We start from the raw sequence: 16840 nt of genomic DNA, 5'->3' as shown, positions 1-16840 counted from the left end.
GATGAGCTGTTAGACAGCCTGCTGATACTTTACCGTCTTCTTCCTTCTATTACTTCCTTTCCTGTTTTTATAGAGGATATTGATAGGTTGATAGATCCCTTTATCACCGATGAGGAAAAGGACTATGTAAAGATTAAGCGGTTTTTAAATCACGTCCAATAGCCATGAAGCCCCTTATTGCGAAAGAACCAACAATCGTTATCTTTTACATGCTCAAGTAGGGGCCAGCCTTAGTGGGGAGGATGCCTGCAACACATCGGCTCATCGGGTAACTGTGGGGGATGAGCCTATTTTGCCGCTTCATATAAAGCAGGCAATTCCCTTCCATGAATATTTTACTTCCGGTACAGGAGATCTCTTTGCCTTTGATGAAACCTATCTGAATAAGCCAGAGGCGGTGCTGGACATTATTGAAGGAGCTTTTTCCTTAGGAGGACGTTACATCACCACCTACCTGCACAATACCGATCTTATACGGGTAACGGGTTATCTGGTGAAGAAAAGTGAAGTTAAAAAGGCCAGTGAAGGGGAAGCGGTTCTTAGGGATACAGATATTTTAGGTTATGGTACCAATAACATCGCCCATGTTTTTGAAAGAAGATTGAGAAAAGATGAACCCTAAAGCGGTGGTGAACAAAATTATTCCCTTTTCAAACGTCGATGGCCCTGGCAACCGGCTGGCGATTTTTCTTCAAGGCTGCAATATTAACTGTGTCTACTGCCACAATCCAGAAACGATTAACTCCTGCAACCACTGTGGGGCGTGTGTAAATCACTGTCCCACAAAAGCGATCAAGATGGCGGAGGACAAGGTAACCTATGAGGAAGGCCTGTGTATAGGTTGTGACCAATGTATAAAAATATGCGGCTATAGTACCTCACCCAGGACAAAAGAATATACCGTGGAAGCCCTTTATGAAGTGATCGAGGGCTATGCTCCTTTTATAAGAGGAATTACAGTTTCAGGGGGAGAGCCTACCCTTCAGGCGGATTTCATCGCAGCTGTTACACTTTTGTCTGCGTTTTGTTACACTTTTATATTACACTAAACGGCTTGGGACAGTGTCAATAAGGTATAAAAAGAGTATCAGATGGTGCCAGGTTATAAAAAATAAAACAGACACAAAAAGCCAGCGGCCCAAGATTAAAATGCTGGGATTACACTGGCTTTTTAAAATTTAGCCGTTTATACTGTGTGATTCAATCATACACTTTCATTTAAAGAACTATTAACATAAGAAAGAGATTTTTTCGAGAACTGCTTCCATACTGGCCACCATAACATCAATGTCCTCTTTAGAAATGACAAGAGGAGGCTGAAAAGCGACGACATCTCTATTTAAGCCATTTTTCCCAATGATAAAACCCCTGTCTTTCATTTCCTCTAAAATCATGTCTGTAATTTCAGCTGATGTGATAGACGGATTTGCGGATTGAATCTGCATGCCTAACATAAGGCCGCATCCTCTTATTTCCTGAATCAATGGGGATGATATTTGTTCTAATTTGTGTTTTAGATATTTTCCCAGTTCATCTGATTTCTCAACCAAATTGTGTTTTTCAATATAATTGAGGACACTTAGTGCGGTTTGAGCAGCCACAGGATTTCCGCCAAAGGTAGAAGCGGAAGGTCTGTTATAGGCTTTTGCAATTTCATCGGTGGTTGAGAAGGTGGAGATTGGAATTCCATTACCCAGAGCCTTTGCGGTAACGATAATATCCGGAACCACACCGTAGTGTTCTATGCAAAACATTTTGCCGGTTCTTCCATAGCCCGTTTGTACTTCATCTGCAATGAGCAATACATTATGGGCTTCCAGTAGGGCTTTTACTTTCTTCAAATAATTTTCAGGATACATGATGATTCCGCCATTACCTTGGATCGGTTCTACCAACATGGCACATATATTTTTTCCATGATTTTTTAAAACTGTATCCAGCTGCTGCAAAGATTTCTCTATCGCTTCTTCATAGCTGGAGCCGACAGAATAAGGCCGTTCAATGAAGAAAATATTTTCTTTCACTAAATGATCATCTAACCGCCACATGGGTATTCCTGTAACACTCAAGGTTAAATGAGTCCTGCCGTGCAAGCCGCCGGTTAAAGCAATAAATCCGTTTTTTTTCGTATATAACCTTGCTAATGCCATGGCTCCTTCGTTTGCTTCCGATCCGGTTACGCAAAAGAAGGTTCTTTTTATATCTCCGGGAAATACTTCTGCAAGTCTTTGGGCAAGTTCCACCATAGGCTGTGTCAGATATAGGGTAGTCGTGTGTTGTATGTTGTTTAATTGTTCGATGGTATCCTTCAGAATTTCCGGATTTGAGTGACCACAGTTCATGACCGATACGCCTGCAAAGAAATCAACATATTTTTTATTGTTGTGATCAAAAAGATACTGCATAGATCCTCCGATGATCTGAGGAGGCTCCTTGTAAAAATGAGCGGTAGCCGGGAAAAGATATTCTTGTCTCATTGTAATGATAGTATCAGGACCCATATAATTCATCATAACACTCCTATTCTATATTGAATTTGTAAGCCAGAGAGCCTGCAGTAAAACCGGCTCTTACAGATTTCATATGTGAAAATAGGTCTTTGCATCTGGATGGATCAGCTATGGCTGTTTGGTAAACTTCAATGATGTTTTTTAATTCCTCTGCTGTATAGGTCTGTCCCTCAATGCGAAAACCTACCGGTTTTTCAAAATTCAAATGGTCCAGAATGGGAAGCAGGCAGAACTCTTTCGAGGTAAATAAGTGATTTTTCAGGTTTTGATCTATGTAAACCGGGTTTTCACCTTTATCCGTCATCAATACCAATATACTGTTATCTACATATTGATTATCACCTGGCTCAATGGGTTCAAATGCTTTCGTATTTTCATAAAGATTATGATCCAAGTACATAACTCTTAGGGGTCCGTGAACAATGAGTTCTAAAGGTTTTTCGGACAGCGTGACGAATCTGGCCAATTCATCGACCTTTGCTTCTATAGATAGGGTGTGTTCACTAACACCTAGATTTTGATAGAATTCCATTGCTTTATGGTTATAAATGTTTACATTATAATCGGTTACAATCTTATACTGGTTCCCATATCTTTTGACAGCGCCCAAATTGGAAACCAGTAATCCGTCAAATAGGGAACCATGCTTCATCAAATAATGATCAATCCTATCAAACTGCAGCTCATCCATCATTTGCGGCAAATCAAGATAAAGCTCGGTAGTATTCTTTATACTTGCCAAATGCTGCAGCTGTTCCAAGGTTAGAAATCCATCGGGCAACAAAACTTCGCAAGGCAGATAGACCCGGTCTATGCCCAATTCTATACAAAGCTTAGCCTGGATATAGTTATTTACTTTTACCGATAGATTGTGTTTTGAGACGGATTGACCGGAATGCTTGCTTAGCTCAGTTTGAATCGTGTTGATAACAGGCTCTGTCAGTTCCGGTTCTTCCGTAGGGGTAGAAAAAACCTTACCGGTGGAATAAAACTTACCTGTACCTTCATATCGGGTATTGATGAAATCCAAACCGGGCTTTGAGAAAGCATAGGCAGTAGTAAAATCGCGTTTTCTGTTCTCAAACAGTTCTAAGGCGTGTTTTTTGCGGTCAAAGGCTAAAGGATCTTCTATATATCGATCGATGGCTTCCCCATAGGTGTTCACCAGATTCACAATAAAATCAGTATCCCGCATACGGCCTTCTATCTTAAATGAAGTAACACATGCTTCAATCAGTTCGGGGATATGCTCATACATATACATATCCTTTGCCGCAAGGGGATATTCAGTCGGGAAGACAAAACCATCCTTTTTTACACGATAAGGCCACCTGCACGGTTTAAAGCATCTTCCACGATTTGAGCTGTTGCCCCAAATAACAGAGCTGTAATAGCAGTTTGCGCCGTTGACGGTACACATATCTCCGTGTACGAAGTACTCCGTTTCAATACCTGTTTGTTTTTGGAGGTTTTTTGCAGTTTTCAGGTCCATTTCCCTTGATAATACGACCCTTGATACGCCGAAGGCTTTCAGTACCTTTACAAATTCGACATTATGAACATTCATCATAACAGAAGAATGAATTTCGAATTTATTAAAATGATGCTCCTTACAAATTTGCAGAATTCCCAAATCCTGAACGATGATACCGTCAACATGGCTGCTTTGTAAAAAATGCAGATATTCAGTGGCTTCATCGATTTCATAATCATTTAGCAAATTGTTTACCGTGACATAAACCTTTTTATCAACCTCATGGGCTATGTTTACAGCTTCATGGATTTCTTCATTGGAGAAATTAAATCCCTTTCTGATCATTCTCATATTTAAATTCTTGCCGCCAAAATAGATTGCGTCACAGTTTGCCTTCACCATGCTTTTAAAGGTTTCCATGGTTCCTGCGGGAGCCAATAGCTCTATCTTTTTACCATTAAAAAATCTTGACATATCTTCACCTCGAAAAATTATAATGAATAGGGCGATTTAACCTTCCATTTGCATATTGCTTCTTCAAGAAGATCTATTAAAATAAATAAAGCGAAACCCAACAGACTTATGACCACAATACCTGCGTACATTCCGATGTAATCGATTCGCATCCATGCATCCAGAATATAGTAACCGATACCATATTGCGTTCCGTAGCCTTCGGCAAAAAATAATATGGAAAGGGCAGTTCCTATGGATAGTCTTAGATTCGTAAGCAGCTCCGGTAAAATAGCAGGCACTGTTATGTGGATGAATATTTGAAGCCTTGAAGCACCAAGGCTCCTTATGGGATGGTAGGCTTCCGGTGAAATATTCAGCACCGCATCTTTTACCGCTACAATAACCTGAAATACTAAGATGAATACGATCAAGATAATTTTCGAGCGGTCTCCCAATCCAAATAACAGCATGACTACCGGCAGCAAGGCGGTTTTAGGTATAGGATATGTAAAATAAACTAAGGGATTTAACAGTTTATTTCCTATCTTCGAATAGGCCATAATCAAGCCTATAGAAATTCCTAATACTAAGGATAGGGCTAATCCGCCAAGGACCCTACATAGACTCACAAAAACGTGAATATAGAGCTTGTCGCCATATAGATGGTTCATATTTAGATATACATCTGTAGGCTTTGGCAGCACCCGCATGTTAATGACGATTGCAAGGAGATACCATAAAATATTAAATAGGATGAAGCCTTGTAAGAATATCTTTATTTTTTTTCCTGCCTTCATATTTGCCATCCTTTTTTCACAACATTTCTCAGATGTGTGGATAATTTAAGGTATTCTTCATTTTCTCTTAAGTTTTCAGTATTAAAAAGGGGATTATCGATGACTTCAACGACTGTACCGGGGCAGTGGGACAAGATTGCAATCTTCTTTCCCATGTAAATAGCCTCTTCTATGCTGTGGGTTACAAATATTGTAGTTGTTCTATACTGGTTCCATATGTCAATAAAAAGCTCCTGGGCTTCTTCTCTTGTAAGGGCATCTAAAGCAGAAAAGGGCTCGTCCATCAACAATAAATCCGGATTCATGATGAAGGCTCTGGCGATAGCTACCCTTTGTTTCTGGCCTCCGCTTAATTCTCTGGGATACCTGTCTTTTAATGAATGGATATTCAATTTATTCATGATATAATCTATTCTCTCTGTCAGAGAAGCATCGATCCTTTGTTTTTTGATCCTCAGAGAGAGCAGGCAGTTTTTTTGAACATTCTTCCAGGGAAGCAGTCCAAAGTTTTGGGGTATAAATCCAATATCATGTTTTTTGGAGTTAAGGCTTTCGCCATTAAGGGTTACTTGTCCCGTATAATCCTTTATGATGTCGCTCAGTACATGGAGAAAGGTAGATTTACCGCAGCCGGAGGGACCTATAAGCGCATAAATATCACCCGGTGCAACTTTTAGGTTTATAGGTCCTAAAGCATGGATCATCTTTTTACCGGAGCGGTAGCTGACAGAGAGTTCATCTATTTCAAGCATAGGATACCTCCATCTTATTATTGAATACCTATATCATTCAGTAAGTTTTGGGGATTGAGTGTTTTCTGAACAAGGCCATTTATGGCAGCCCAATCAATAACAGACTGAATTTCCTCTGCCGATGGAAGCTCATTTTTTCTAAAGCCGGGCAAGGTGATTTTGCCTTTCATGTCTTCTGGATATCCGACGGTTTTTATGATTGTATCTTCGTATGCAGCAATAGGCGTATTGTTGATATAATCTACAGCCTCATTATAGGCTCTGTAAAATGCTTTGATTTCGTTGGCTTTTGTATTGATTGCCTGCTGCGTAAAGGCTGTCACCGAAGGATAGAAGCCCTCTTCGTTTGCACTTCCCAGGAGTATTCCCCCGTCCTGGATGGCAAGGGTAGCAAATGGCTCTGGAAGCAGTGCTCCATCTACTTTGTTGTTTCTTAACATTTCAAGTCGGGTAGGGATGGGTGGAACCATGGACTTTTGCACATCTTTCGATTCCATACCGTTTTTCTCCAATATTTTATCCAGCATATATTCAATGCAGGTTTTTTCTGAAATAGCTATACTTTTGCCAATGAGATCATTCATCGTCTTTATTCCGGCGCTGGGATTTGCTATCAGCATAAAATCTCCATCGGTAACGCCTGTGATCTTTACATCAAAATCAGCATTTTGATAAAGACTGACGGCTACCATATCACAAATGATTCCATCCAGATTTCCGCCTTGAAAAGCGGCGTCCCGGTCCTTTGCACTTTTAAAGGGCTGAAAGTTGACTCCTACACCTTCTTTTTCAAAGTATCCCTTTTCAGCGGCGATAATAATGGGAATTACATCCACAGAAGATATGGCACCGATGTTTAAGGTTTGTTTTGGCCTTTGGCTAGTCGGAGTTTCCTTAGGAGATGAGCAAGCGGATAATGATAGGAGAAGTAAGGAAGCAATCAATATAGCAAATACTTTTTTAAATTTTAACATTTTCTAGTCCTCCCATTTTTTAAACAATGTATTTTCAATTGAAAGATTGTCCAGAATCTTTCCAACTACAAAATTGACTAAGTCTTCCAGAGTTTCCGGTTTATGATAAAAGCCAGGTATGGCAGGAAGTATGGTAACCCCCAGTCTCGAAAGCTTCAACATGTTTTCAAGGTGGATTGCATTCAGCGGTGTCTCCCTGGGAACGATGACCAGTTTTCTGTTCTCTTTTAAAGCCACATCAGCCACTCTGCATAATAGATTTTTCGCTAAACCATTACTGATTTCAGCAAGGGTCCCCATGGAGCAGGGAAGGATCACCACAGCATCAAATTTGAAGGAACCGCTGGCTACTCCGGAAAACAGATTGTTTATATCCTCTGGTTTGACATGGCTATACTTTTCTTTTAATGCCTCCATCCATTCGTCTATGTCTAAGGATGTCTCGTACTTCATAACTTTTTTGCCGTTTTCCGTACATATGACATGGGTATAGATACCTCTTTTTAAAAGCTCCTCGATCAATATTTTTGCATAGATACTGCCGCTGGCGCCTGTGATGCCTACTACTATTTTTTTCATATGAAACACTCCTCAAAGGTATATAAGTTACATTAAATCTAGTACATCCTTCATGTGACATAGGGGACAGTTCCATCGTCTTCCCTTTGGCCCTTTGCTCTGCTCCGGGGACGATTGAACCGTCCCCCTGTCACATATGAAAACACTCCTCAAAAGTAGGTTAGATTAGGATGTCTATCGTTCCACAGATCAAAAAAACAATGCTGACGACCTGATTGATGCTGTAAGAAGCGATCTTTACATTGGATAGATTATCCGGCGAAACCATTTTATGCTGTACCACAAACAAGATGGATATAATGGCTAGCCCGGTGTAATAAATCACGCCGAGATGATTGCTTAAAGCACCCACAATGGCTAATAGAAGCAAAGCTACTCCATGGAAAAGTGCGGCAATATGCAGGGCGTTTTTTACGCCAAATCTTGATGGGATGGAGTATATCCCATTGGCAGTATCAAAGTCATAATCTTGTGAACCGTAAATGATGTCAAAGCCGGCAACCCATAAGGTATTTGCGGCTCCCATAAATAAGGGAAGCCATGAAAGCTTTCCGGTAACGGCAAGCCAAGCTCCTACAGGTGCAGCGGCGCAGGTTATGCCTAAAACCAAATGACAGGTCCAAGTAAAGCGTTTTGTATAGGAATAAATGATCATTAGAAATAGTGCTATAGGGGAAAGCAGCAGACATAAAGGGTTGAGCATAGCTGCTGCAATCACCATGACGAAGAAGCAACCTGCTGTAAAAAGGATAACCTCTTTCTTTTGCAGCAGGCCTTGGGGCAGCTGTCTCAAGGCGGTACGGGGATTTTTAGCATCTATTTCTGCATCAATCACTCTATTGATGGCATTTGCACCGGTTCTGGCCCCCATAAAGGCAATAAATATCCAGAACAGTGTACGGAGGGAGGGGAGCCCATCGCTAGCCAGAAGCATTGAAATAAGGGCAAAGGACAAAGAAAAAACCGTATGGGAGAACATGACAAGGATTCCATAGTCATGAATCTTTTTAATCGCCTTATTCAATACCATATTCAGCCCATCTCTTTGAAACAAGTTCCTTAATATCCTCTGTCATTTCAATATCCTCCGGCCATTCTCTTGTATGCCCTTCACTTGTCCACTTCTTCGTAGCATCTATGCCCATGCGGTGCCCATAATGAGGAAGATTTGAGGCATGATCCAGAGCGTCCAAAGGCCCTTCAGATATGACTACATCTCTCTTGGCATCTATATTGTTGAAGACCTTCCAAGCTACAGTGGATAAGTCCGCAGGATTTATATTTTCATCCACTACAATGATCATTTTTGTGTACATCATTTGACCGATTCCCCATAGAGAATTCATGATTTTCTTGGCATGTCCGGGATACCGTTTCTTTATAGAAACAATCACACAGTTATGGAAAACTCCTTCCAGAGGGAAGTTGATGTCCACAATCTCAGGGTGTTGCATTTTAAGAAGAGGTAAGAAAATCCTTTCTGTAGCTTTGCCCATATAGCAGTCTTCCATAGGCGGCTTTCCTACGATGGTCGTGGGGTAGACAGGATTTTTTTTATGGGTGATACAAGTTACATGAAATGCCGGATAATAATCTGCCAGAGAATAATATCCGGTATGATCGCCAAAAGGACCTTCGAGTCTTAGATCCTCATTGACATCTACATAGCCTTCGATAATAAACTCTGCATCTGCCGGTACATATAGGTCATTGGTGATAGACTTCACCAGCTTCACAGGAGATTTTCTTAAGAATCCGGCAAACATCATCTCATCAATCATTTTTGGAAGCGGTGCAGTAGCGGAATAGGTTATGGCAGGATCGCAGCCAAGTGCAACAGATACAGGCATTCTCCCCCCCAACGCTTTATATTTTTCATAAATCTCTCTTCCATCCTTATGTAGATGCCAGTGCATACCGGTAGTATTTTTATCAAATACCTGCAGCCTGTACATACCCATGTTTTGAATATCAGTCTCAGGATCTTTGGTGATAACAAGAGGAAGGGTTATGAATCTTCCTGCATCACCGGGCCAGCACTTTAATATAGGAAGCTTCGTTAAATCCGGTTCGTTTTCAATAATTTCCTGACAGGAACCCTTTGTAGGCAGTTTTATCGGAAATACGGTTGCCATTCTAGCCAGTTTTGGAAGTGACTTAACTTTTTTCATAATTCCTAAATAATTGGACATATCTATAAATTCTTCGATATCATTTCCGATATCATCCAGCTTTTCCACCCCGAGAGCCATACTCATCCTTTCGTAGGTGCCCATTGCATTGATCAGCACGGGGTAAGGAGAGCCCTTTACATTTTCAAATAAAAGAGCAGGGCCATACTGCTTAGATATCCTATCGGCTATTTCAGTAATCTCCAGCTCAGAATCTACTTCTATTTTTATTCTTTTCAGCAAGCCTTTTTCATCTAACTGTCGGATAAAATCCTGCAGATCTTTATAAGCCATGTAATCACTCCTTGTAAATAATACATACTCTAAAAAGAGTCTATCATAGTTTTATAAAAAATTATAGTTTTATGTAATATAACCTATAGTGCTATACCTATGGATTTCAATCATATATCATAAATCTCCTTAAATATAGAATAACACCACTTTACAAGTAATGTAGTGATTTAAAAACAATTCCATAAAATAACAAAATCAGACACCTAAATCCTAGGAATGCTAATCCTATGACAAACCAATACCCTAGGAGGCGTCTGATATGATTAGTATATCCCATAATTCAATGAATCAAACATTGCTGCAATATTTAATGCAGTATAGATCGATTTTCAAGATACAGCAGATATTGAAACCTTCTCATCGGTCAGAGTATATATTAGCAGCATCGATCCTAATAAAATTAGGGCGCTGACTTCGAAAGTGCCAAAATTTATTCAACTGTTAAAGAAGCTGTGCAGAGCCTCCTTGACAAAGATCAGGTAGCTTAGTCAAACTTGTAAAGTGGTATGTTCATAGTAGATCAACTATGTGCAAAAGTTGTATTTTGATTTTATATTTTTGTATTTTAATGCAGCAGTTTACCTTTTCTACATGTGGGACATAGCCTTACATCCCTGCCAACTAGAATACAAAGAACTTCAATGGTTAATAGCCCTTCAAATTTGGGCTTGTACATTGAACTCAAGGTTAGTTTCCTGCAAAGGGTCAGCTTAGTATTTTTGTTACGGTTGGCAAGCAGTCCAAAATGCCTAATTTTAACAAAAACAAGTGTCCAGAGAACTCTTAATTCCCATCAGACTTTTTGAGGTCATATGAAGATAGATCAATGTGGTATGAATTTGTATTGTGTTTGGCATTTTCCCCTCGAATCCTCATGGTTTTGCTTGCAATTATTTTAGAATGTGCTATACTTACTAGGATTATCATCTAAGTTTAAATAGGAGAATTATTGAATATGAAAAATCAATCGTTTTACACACAGCTTAACAAAGATCAAAAATACATTTTGAATTGTTGCTTTTTTGTTTTTGCAGTCAATGGATTATATGCTATGATTTTAGGTTCACTGCTCCCTTTAATGAGTATTGAATATGGGTTAAGCAATACAGTAAGTGGAGGATTGATTTCTGCGCACCAAGCAGGCAACTTAATTTCTGGGTTTATTGCAGGGGTGTTGCCTCTGTATTTAGGCAGAAAAAAATCAATTATATTTTTATGCAGCTTTGTTGTTATGGGATTTCTAATCATGATTTCAACAGGCAATCCAATCCTATTGGTTTTAGGGTTTTTATTTACAGGATTAAGTCGTGGTAGTATTTCTAATTTTAATAACACTATTGTAAATGAGGTATCGAATAGCAGCCCAGCAGCACTTAATATTTTGCATAGTATTTTTGCGGTTGGTGCTTTAACCTCTCCATTTTTAGTTATTCTATCCTCAAACATTTCTGGGGACCTGGGCTGGAAAATAGCTGCCAGTGTAATTATTGTTCTTGCTATTATTTCTATGTTTCTTTTTTCAAGGATGAAAATAGATAACACTGCGAAAAAGATTGAGAAAGAGAAAGTGTCATATGAATTTTTGAAGGATAGAGGTTTTTGTATTAGTGCCGGGATTATGTTTTTTTATTTATGTGCCGAAGCAACTATTAATGGTTGGATGGTTAAATATTTTATTGACTCAAACATCATGACTATAGAATATGCTCAAATGCTTGCTTCCTTATTGTGGTTAGTTATTCTTGCTGGTAGATTAACCTGTGCATTTTGGGGGGATAGAGTATCGAAGAAATTACTACTGCTAGCAACCAGTTGTGGAACTGCTGGCTTTTATCTATTATTACTTTCTACACATAACTTAAAGATTATTACCATTGCCATAATGGGATTAGGATTTTCTATGGCAGGAATTTATCCTACAACAATTTCTACAGTTGGGGATATCCTTAAGTCTTACCCTATGGCGATGGGTGTCTTACTAATGTTAGGAGGAATCGGTGCTATTATCATGCCTATTCTAACCGGTGCATTATCGGATGCTTTTGGTATTTTAGCGGGTATGGGTGCTATTGTAGGTGCTATTGTTTTAATGATTCTATGCGTGGTTTTAAACGGACAAGGAAAAAAGAGCATGTTGGCAAAAAAATGATCAATGTACGTGACTGTTTACAGGTGCTATGGTAGTATGGTAAAATGTCATATATAATAAATAAAATAATTCCTCTAAAGGAAGTGAATATATGAATTTAGAAATAGAAAAGCCAAAAGATGGGATGTCAGTTGGTGATTATGTATATGAAGTCATCAAAAGAAACATTATTAACCTTAATATGGCTCCGGGAAATCGGGTGAGTGAACAGGAGATTTCTGATCTTCTAAATGTTAGTAGAACACCGGTCAGAGAAGCTTTTATTAAATTAGCCAAAGAAGGCTTACTCTACGTTCTTCCTCAGAGAGGAACCTATATTTCCTATATTGATTTAGCTATTGTTGAAGATGCAAGATTTATTAGGGAGAGTTTAGAGAAGACTATACTCAAGATTGCTACAGAAAAGTTTCCGGAGGAATTATTAGATGTTCTTCAAGAGAATATCGATATACAAAAAAAACTAATAGAGCAGAAAGCCTTCTTCAAGTTTCTCCAGATGGATGAAGAGTTTCATAAAACTATATTTATTGGATGCAACAGAGCAAGAACATGGTCTTTTATAGAACAAATTAATGCTGAATACAAGCGTGTTCGTATGCTTACCTTTATTGCAGATGTCAATTGGAAAAATGTCATTGGACAGCATATGCAGATTTTAGAGAGCATTAGAAATCGTGATGAACAATTGGGACAGGAAGTAATCAGTAATCATATCAAAAAGCTGATGTTTGAGCAAATAGAATTAAAAGAAAAGTATCCTCAATACTTTAAAGGGGATTAAAAAATTATCGATCTACGTCCAATTCATTTATAAAAATTTTATTTATGGCATAATTGACTCTGGCAACACTAGTATGGTAGTATATATTATAGATAAAGATGTGGGATAAAAGTTATTTAGTTATGTTAGATTTTAGCAAATAGATTATTGTATGGATGACGTACTTAAAAGAATAAGTGGTTTGCAATAAATGTGGAATTTTGCAGCATGAAGGAAGGAGCTTTTTTTTAGATTCTAGTGCAAACGTTAACAAATGCAAGCAAAAGCAATTGGCATTTATGTAGAAATTTCCTAGGTATAGGTATTGTTCTAAGGAAAAGGTTTTTTAGGAACTTTCTACAATGCAAATATCAAGTACAAAAAATAGGAGGGGGCAAAATGAAAAAAAGTTTTAAGTTATTGTCATTAAGTCTTGTGCTAGTGTTAATTGTTGCAGCATTGACAGGTTGTGGCACGAAAGCACCAGCGGAAGCACCGGCAAAACAAGATCCAGCAGCAGAGCCAGAGATTACTCTTGTATACGCAGAAGTTAATCCGCTGGATACGATTGTTGGTCAAACAGGTACTGCATTTAAGGAGAAAGTTGAAGAACTTTCGGGGGGAAAGATTAAGATTGATATTCAGGCTAGCGGCGTTTTAGGATCAGAAAATGATGTGCTTGACGCAATGCTTGGCGGCGGTGGAACAATTGATATGTCCCGTATCTCAGCATTTGCTCTTACAAGCTACGGCGGAGAAAAGTCAAAACTACTTTCTATTCCTTATACATTTGTAAACCGTGAACATTTTTGGAATTTTGCTACATCTGATTTAGCTCCTGAATTCCTTCTAGAACCACATGAAAAGGGCAGCGGTGTTAGAGGGTTATTCTATGGAGAAGAAGGTTTCCGTCATTTCTTCTCAGCTAAACCACTTAATAGTATAGAAGATTTAAAAGGTTTGAAAATAAGAGTATCCAATGACCCTGTTATGCAAGGCATGGTACAAGGATTGGGTGCTTCCCCTACAGTTGTTTCCTTCGGTGAACTTTATTCTGCATTGCAAACAGGTGTAGTAGATGCTGCTGAACAGCCTATTGCTAACTACAAATCAAATGCATTCCCAGAAGTTGCACCTAACTTAATTCTTGATGGTCATACACTTGGTGCAATCCAAGTAGTTATTACAGATGAAGCTTGGAATAAACTTACAGAAGAACAGCAAAATATTCTTATGGAAGCTGGTAAATATGCATCAGAATTTAACAGAAAGATTTCACAAGACGCTGAAAATAAAGTGCTAGAGCAGTTAAAAGCAGAAGGCGTTAATGTTGTAGATGTTACGGATAAGGCACCTTGGCAGCAGGCAGTAAAAGCTGTTATTGAATCTGCTACAGCAAACAACAAAGAGCTTTATCAAAAGATCGTTGACATGAAGTAAGGTTTATATTGTATTAATGGGACGTTTCTATAGACACAGAGGAGGACAACATCCTCTGTGTCTAAATTTTTAAGGAGGTAAGGTATGCCCAAAATTTTTAATACAATTGATAAGATTAAACCGGCATATGATGTAGCTTATAAGATTGTTCTTTTCTTATGTAAGTTACTTTTAATAGTGGATATTCTCATTACCACTATGGCAGTGGCTGGTCGATACATTTCATTTATTCCAGATCCGGCATGGAGTGAGGAAGTGGTTTTAACTTGTATGGCCTATATGGCAGTTCTTTCAGCGGCTTTAGCCATTAGAAGAAATGCACATATTCGTATGACGGCATTTGACAGATATTTGCCTAAAAAAGTGATACTGGCTTTGGACATTCTTTCAGATGTTGCTGTTTTAGGACTTGCTGTGGTGATGATAACAGTAGGTTGGAAGTACGCAGTGCTGCTTGGTTCAAGGGGATCTTATGTAAGTATGCCGACGGTTTCTAGATTCTGGATGTACTTCCCGGTGCCACTAGCAGGTATAGCCATGGTGATTTTCGAAATTGAGATTCTATATAATCATATCAAAAGCATTTTTGTAAAAGAGGAGGTATACCATGAGTGTTGAGAGTATGGCAATATTGATTTTGCTTGGTAGTTTTTTCGTCATGGTATTTTTAAGATTTCCTATTGCTTATGCAGTAGCACTTGCATCTCTATTTTCTCTTTTATACCAAGGCCTTCCGCTTACAACCATTGCTCAGCAGATGGTAAAAGGGATTAGCTCTTTCAGCCTTATGGCAGTACCCTTCTTTATTACAATGGGGGTTCTTATGGGCTCCGGAGGGATCTCTGAAAAACTGATTGCACTGGCGAATGCCTGCGTTGGCTGGATGCGGGGCGGTATGGCGATGGTTAATATCGTTGCATCGTACTTCTTCGGAGGTATTTCAGGTTCTGCAGCTGCAGATACAGCGTCTCTTGGCAGTATTCTAATCCCTATGATGGTAGACCAAGGCTACGATGATGACTTTTCAACAGCAGTTACCATTACTTCATCCTGCGAAGGACTCTTGGTTCCGCCAAGTCATAACATGGTTATTTATGCGACCACTGCAGGTGGTATTTCGGTAGGCAGTCTTTTCCTTGCAGGTTATGTACCGGCCGCAATACTTGCAGTATCTTTGATGATAGGTTCCTATATCATTTCTGTTAAGAGAAACTATCCAAAGGGTGAAAAATTCAGCATCATGGATTTGTTAAAACAGTTTGCTGTTTCCTTTTGGGCTCTGGCAGCGGTTCTGATCGTTGTAGTAGGTGTAGTTGGGGGTGTTTTTACAGCTACAGAATCGGCAGCTATTGCGGTTATTTACAGTTTGATTGTCAGTGTATTTATTTATAAAGGTCTTGACTGGAAGGGTGTTTGGAAAGTACTTGAAAATTGTGTGGATACACTTTCTATTGTACTCATTCTGATTGCAACATCCAGTATTTTTGGATTTTGTCTGACCCGCTTAGGCGTTCCTAAGTTAGCAGCAAATGCAATTATCAGTCTTACGGATAATCCAATTCTTTTAGCACTGCTTTTAAACGTTATCCTGTTGATTCTTGGATGTATTATGGACATGGCTCCAATCATATTGATTGCTACCCCAATCTTGCTGCCAATAGCAACTTCAATTGGCATTGATCCTATTCAGTTTGGTATTATGCTTGTCTTAAACTGTGGAATAGGTCTTTTAACACCACCTGTTGGTGCCGTACTGTTTATTGGTTCTGCAGTTGGTAAGGTGTCGATGGAGCGGGTTGTAAAAGCTACATTGCCATTTTATCTATGTATGATTATTACGCTTTTACTAATTACCTTCATTCCGGGATTTAGTCTATGGCTTCCGGCTCTATTTAGGTAAAGGGATATGAAATATAGATTTCCTTATCGAATAACAGCTTTTGATCTCTGGCAGTTGTCCATGTACGGTACTTATGGTTCAATGGTAGGGGTATGTAATATTATATTCACTGTTGCTATGTTACTGTTAAGTGCAAGGTTTTGGGGTGATGCAAACAGCATTATGAAAATAATTTTCATAATGGCAATCTGTTTATTTACGGTTATTCAACCTGCAGTCGTCTATATGCGGGCAAAAAGACAGGTAGCGATGGTTCCCCATGATATGGAGATAGGTTTTGATGATCATGGCATTCATGTAAAAGCTGGAAATCAAAATTCAGATTTAAAATGGAATACGATAAAAGGCGTATCTAAAAAAACCACTATGATTGTTATACATTCAACGACTAAACATGGTTTTGTACTAACGAATAAGGTGTTAGGAAAACAAAAAGAAGCCTTTTATGACTATATAGTTTCAAAGATTCAAAAATAAATAAAAGCAGGATAATTAATGATGGAAGCTTCCCAGAAAAATAGTTTATAAAACTAAGAATCATGCAAGAGCATACGGAGAATAACATGGAAATATATTAGTAT

The 16840-nt window shown here is 38.8% G+C and carries 17 protein-coding genes and 1 pseudogene; 9 read left to right on the top strand and 9 right to left on the bottom strand.

All coding sequences use genetic code 11. From position 1 onward, the window contains the following. Positions 1-6: 6 nt before the first annotated feature. From BUB56_RS20285 to BUB56_RS08265, 3 genes are read left to right on the top strand one after another with little or no spacing between them, the layout of a single operon-like run. Positions 7-162: a glycyl radical enzyme domain-containing protein gene (locus BUB56_RS20285; protein WP_334292831.1), complete on the top strand. Its 156-nt coding sequence runs from the start codon at positions 7-9 to the stop codon at positions 160-162. Continuing rightward, positions 149-622 carry a glycyl radical enzyme domain-containing protein gene (locus BUB56_RS19860; protein ID WP_242946259.1) on the top strand — a complete coding sequence of 158 codons (474 nt, stop codon included), beginning with the start codon at positions 149-151 and terminating at the stop codon, positions 620-622. The genes BUB56_RS20285 and BUB56_RS19860 overlap by 14 nt, the downstream gene beginning before the upstream one ends. After that, complete coding sequence (locus BUB56_RS08265) at positions 612-1049, top strand: 4Fe-4S cluster-binding domain-containing protein (protein ID WP_110940852.1); 438 nt, start codon at positions 612-614, stop codon at positions 1047-1049. The genes BUB56_RS19860 and BUB56_RS08265 overlap by 11 nt, the downstream gene beginning before the upstream one ends. Before the next feature lie 180 nt (positions 1050-1229). Here the strand turns inward: BUB56_RS08265 and BUB56_RS08260 are convergent, their stop codons facing one another. The 9 genes and pseudogenes from BUB56_RS08260 to BUB56_RS20485 all read right to left on the bottom strand — a co-directional run. After that, positions 1230-2510 carry an aspartate aminotransferase family protein gene (locus tag BUB56_RS08260; protein WP_207650413.1) on the bottom strand — a complete coding sequence of 427 codons (1281 nt, stop codon included), beginning with the start codon at positions 2508-2510 and terminating at the stop codon, positions 1230-1232. Positions 2511-2520: 10 nt separating this feature from the next. Further along, positions 2521-4458: a U32 family peptidase gene (locus BUB56_RS08255; RefSeq protein ID WP_110940850.1), complete on the bottom strand. Its 1938-nt coding sequence runs from the start codon at positions 4456-4458 to the stop codon at positions 2521-2523. Between the two features lie 17 nt (positions 4459-4475). Continuing rightward, positions 4476-5237, bottom strand: a complete 762-nt coding sequence (locus BUB56_RS08250) for an ABC transporter permease (protein WP_110940849.1) — start codon at positions 5235-5237, stop codon at positions 4476-4478. Continuing rightward, positions 5234-5989, bottom strand: a complete 756-nt coding sequence (locus BUB56_RS08245; protein WP_110940848.1) for an ABC transporter ATP-binding protein — start codon at positions 5987-5989, stop codon at positions 5234-5236. Before BUB56_RS08245 ends, BUB56_RS08250 begins: the two co-directional genes overlap by 4 nt. 17 nt (positions 5990-6006) lie before the next feature. Beyond that, on the bottom strand, positions 6007-6963 hold the full coding sequence (locus BUB56_RS08240; RefSeq protein WP_110940847.1) for an ABC transporter substrate-binding protein: 957 nt from the start codon (positions 6961-6963) through the stop codon (positions 6007-6009). 3 nt (positions 6964-6966) lie between these two features. Beyond that, the gene (locus BUB56_RS08235; RefSeq protein ID WP_110940846.1) at positions 6967-7542 is read right to left on the bottom strand and encodes a UbiX family flavin prenyltransferase; all 576 of its coding nucleotides are present in this window, start codon (positions 7540-7542) and stop codon (positions 6967-6969) included. A 160-nt stretch (positions 7543-7702) separates the two neighbouring features. Then, entirely contained in the window at positions 7703-8572 is an 870-nt protein-coding gene (locus tag BUB56_RS08230) for a UbiA-like polyprenyltransferase (RefSeq protein ID WP_110940845.1), read from the bottom strand. Then, complete coding sequence (locus BUB56_RS08225; RefSeq protein WP_110940844.1) at positions 8559-10007, bottom strand: menaquinone biosynthesis decarboxylase; 1449 nt, start codon at positions 10005-10007, stop codon at positions 8559-8561. The genes BUB56_RS08230 and BUB56_RS08225 overlap by 14 nt, the downstream gene beginning before the upstream one ends. A 568-nt stretch (positions 10008-10575) precedes the next feature. Next, positions 10576-10773 (bottom strand): annotated as a pseudogene (locus tag BUB56_RS20485) (IS91 family transposase); the annotation flags it as partial. Positions 10774-10965: 192 nt separating this feature from the next. Between BUB56_RS20485 and BUB56_RS08215 the strand changes: the two are divergent. The 6 genes from BUB56_RS08215 to BUB56_RS08190 all read left to right on the top strand — a co-directional run bounded on the left by BUB56_RS08215 (position 10966) and on the right by BUB56_RS08190 (position 16736). Continuing rightward, positions 10966-12159, top strand: a complete 1194-nt coding sequence (locus BUB56_RS08215) for an MFS transporter (RefSeq protein WP_110940843.1) — start codon at positions 10966-10968, stop codon at positions 12157-12159. Between the two features lie 91 nt (positions 12160-12250). Next, a complete protein-coding gene (locus BUB56_RS08210; protein ID WP_110940842.1) occupies positions 12251-12940 on the top strand; it encodes a GntR family transcriptional regulator in 690 nt (229 codons plus the stop codon). 378 nt (positions 12941-13318) lie between these two features. After that, entirely contained in the window at positions 13319-14359 is a 1041-nt protein-coding gene (locus BUB56_RS08205; protein WP_110940841.1) for a TRAP transporter substrate-binding protein, read from the top strand. A gap of 84 nt (positions 14360-14443) precedes the next feature. Then, on the top strand, positions 14444-14977 hold the full coding sequence (locus BUB56_RS08200) for a TRAP transporter small permease (protein ID WP_110940840.1): 534 nt from the start codon (positions 14444-14446) through the stop codon (positions 14975-14977). After that, positions 14967-16259: a TRAP transporter large permease gene (locus BUB56_RS08195; protein ID WP_110940839.1), complete on the top strand. Its 1293-nt coding sequence runs from the start codon at positions 14967-14969 to the stop codon at positions 16257-16259. Before BUB56_RS08200 ends, BUB56_RS08195 begins: the two co-directional genes overlap by 11 nt. Positions 16260-16265: 6 nt before the next feature. After that, positions 16266-16736: a YcxB family protein gene (locus tag BUB56_RS08190; RefSeq protein ID WP_110940838.1), complete on the top strand. Its 471-nt coding sequence runs from the start codon at positions 16266-16268 to the stop codon at positions 16734-16736. The last annotated feature ends 104 nt before the right edge of the window (positions 16737-16840 follow it).

Source organism: Geosporobacter subterraneus DSM 17957 (assembly GCF_900142145.1).
Taxonomy (GTDB): domain Bacteria; phylum Bacillota; class Clostridia; order Peptostreptococcales; family Thermotaleaceae; genus Geosporobacter; species Geosporobacter subterraneus.
The sequence above is the reverse complement of the archived record's forward strand: the minus strand, read 5'-3'. Positions and strand labels throughout refer to the sequence as shown.

Bases quoted from the DNA above. Each gene is read 5' to 3' on its own strand.
- BUB56_RS08200 (WP_110940840.1), top strand. From the start codon at position 14,444: ATGCCCAAAATTTTTAATACAATTGATAAGATTAAACCGGCATATGAT.
- BUB56_RS08210 (WP_110940842.1), top strand. From the start codon at position 12,251: ATGAATTTAGAAATAGAAAAGCCAAAAGATGGGATGTCAGTTGGTGAT.
- BUB56_RS08230 (WP_110940845.1), bottom strand. From the start codon at position 8,572: ATGGTATTGAATAAGGCGATTAAAAAGATTCATGACTATGGAATCCTT.
- BUB56_RS08260 (WP_207650413.1), bottom strand. From the start codon at position 2,510: ATGAATTATATGGGTCCTGATACTATCATTACAATGAGACAAGAATAT.
- BUB56_RS08235 (WP_110940846.1), bottom strand. From the start codon at position 7,542: ATGAAAAAAATAGTAGTAGGCATCACAGGCGCCAGCGGCAGTATCTAT.
- BUB56_RS08245 (WP_110940848.1), bottom strand. From the start codon at position 5,989: ATGCTTGAAATAGATGAACTCTCTGTCAGCTACCGCTCCGGTAAAAAG.
- BUB56_RS08215 (WP_110940843.1), top strand. From the start codon at position 10,966: ATGAAAAATCAATCGTTTTACACACAGCTTAACAAAGATCAAAAATAC.
- BUB56_RS08190 (WP_110940838.1), top strand. From the start codon at position 16,266: ATGAAATATAGATTTCCTTATCGAATAACAGCTTTTGATCTCTGGCAG.
- BUB56_RS08265 (WP_110940852.1), top strand. From the start codon at position 612: ATGAACCCTAAAGCGGTGGTGAACAAAATTATTCCCTTTTCAAACGTC.
- BUB56_RS08255 (WP_110940850.1), bottom strand. From the start codon at position 4,458: ATGTCAAGATTTTTTAATGGTAAAAAGATAGAGCTATTGGCTCCCGCA.
- BUB56_RS08250 (WP_110940849.1), bottom strand. From the start codon at position 5,237: ATGAAGGCAGGAAAAAAAATAAAGATATTCTTACAAGGCTTCATCCTA.
- BUB56_RS08205 (WP_110940841.1), top strand. From the start codon at position 13,319: ATGAAAAAAAGTTTTAAGTTATTGTCATTAAGTCTTGTGCTAGTGTTA.
- BUB56_RS08240 (WP_110940847.1), bottom strand. From the start codon at position 6,963: ATGTTAAAATTTAAAAAAGTATTTGCTATATTGATTGCTTCCTTACTT.
- BUB56_RS08195 (WP_110940839.1), top strand. From the start codon at position 14,967: ATGAGTGTTGAGAGTATGGCAATATTGATTTTGCTTGGTAGTTTTTTC.
- BUB56_RS08225 (WP_110940844.1), bottom strand. From the start codon at position 10,007: ATGGCTTATAAAGATCTGCAGGATTTTATCCGACAGTTAGATGAAAAA.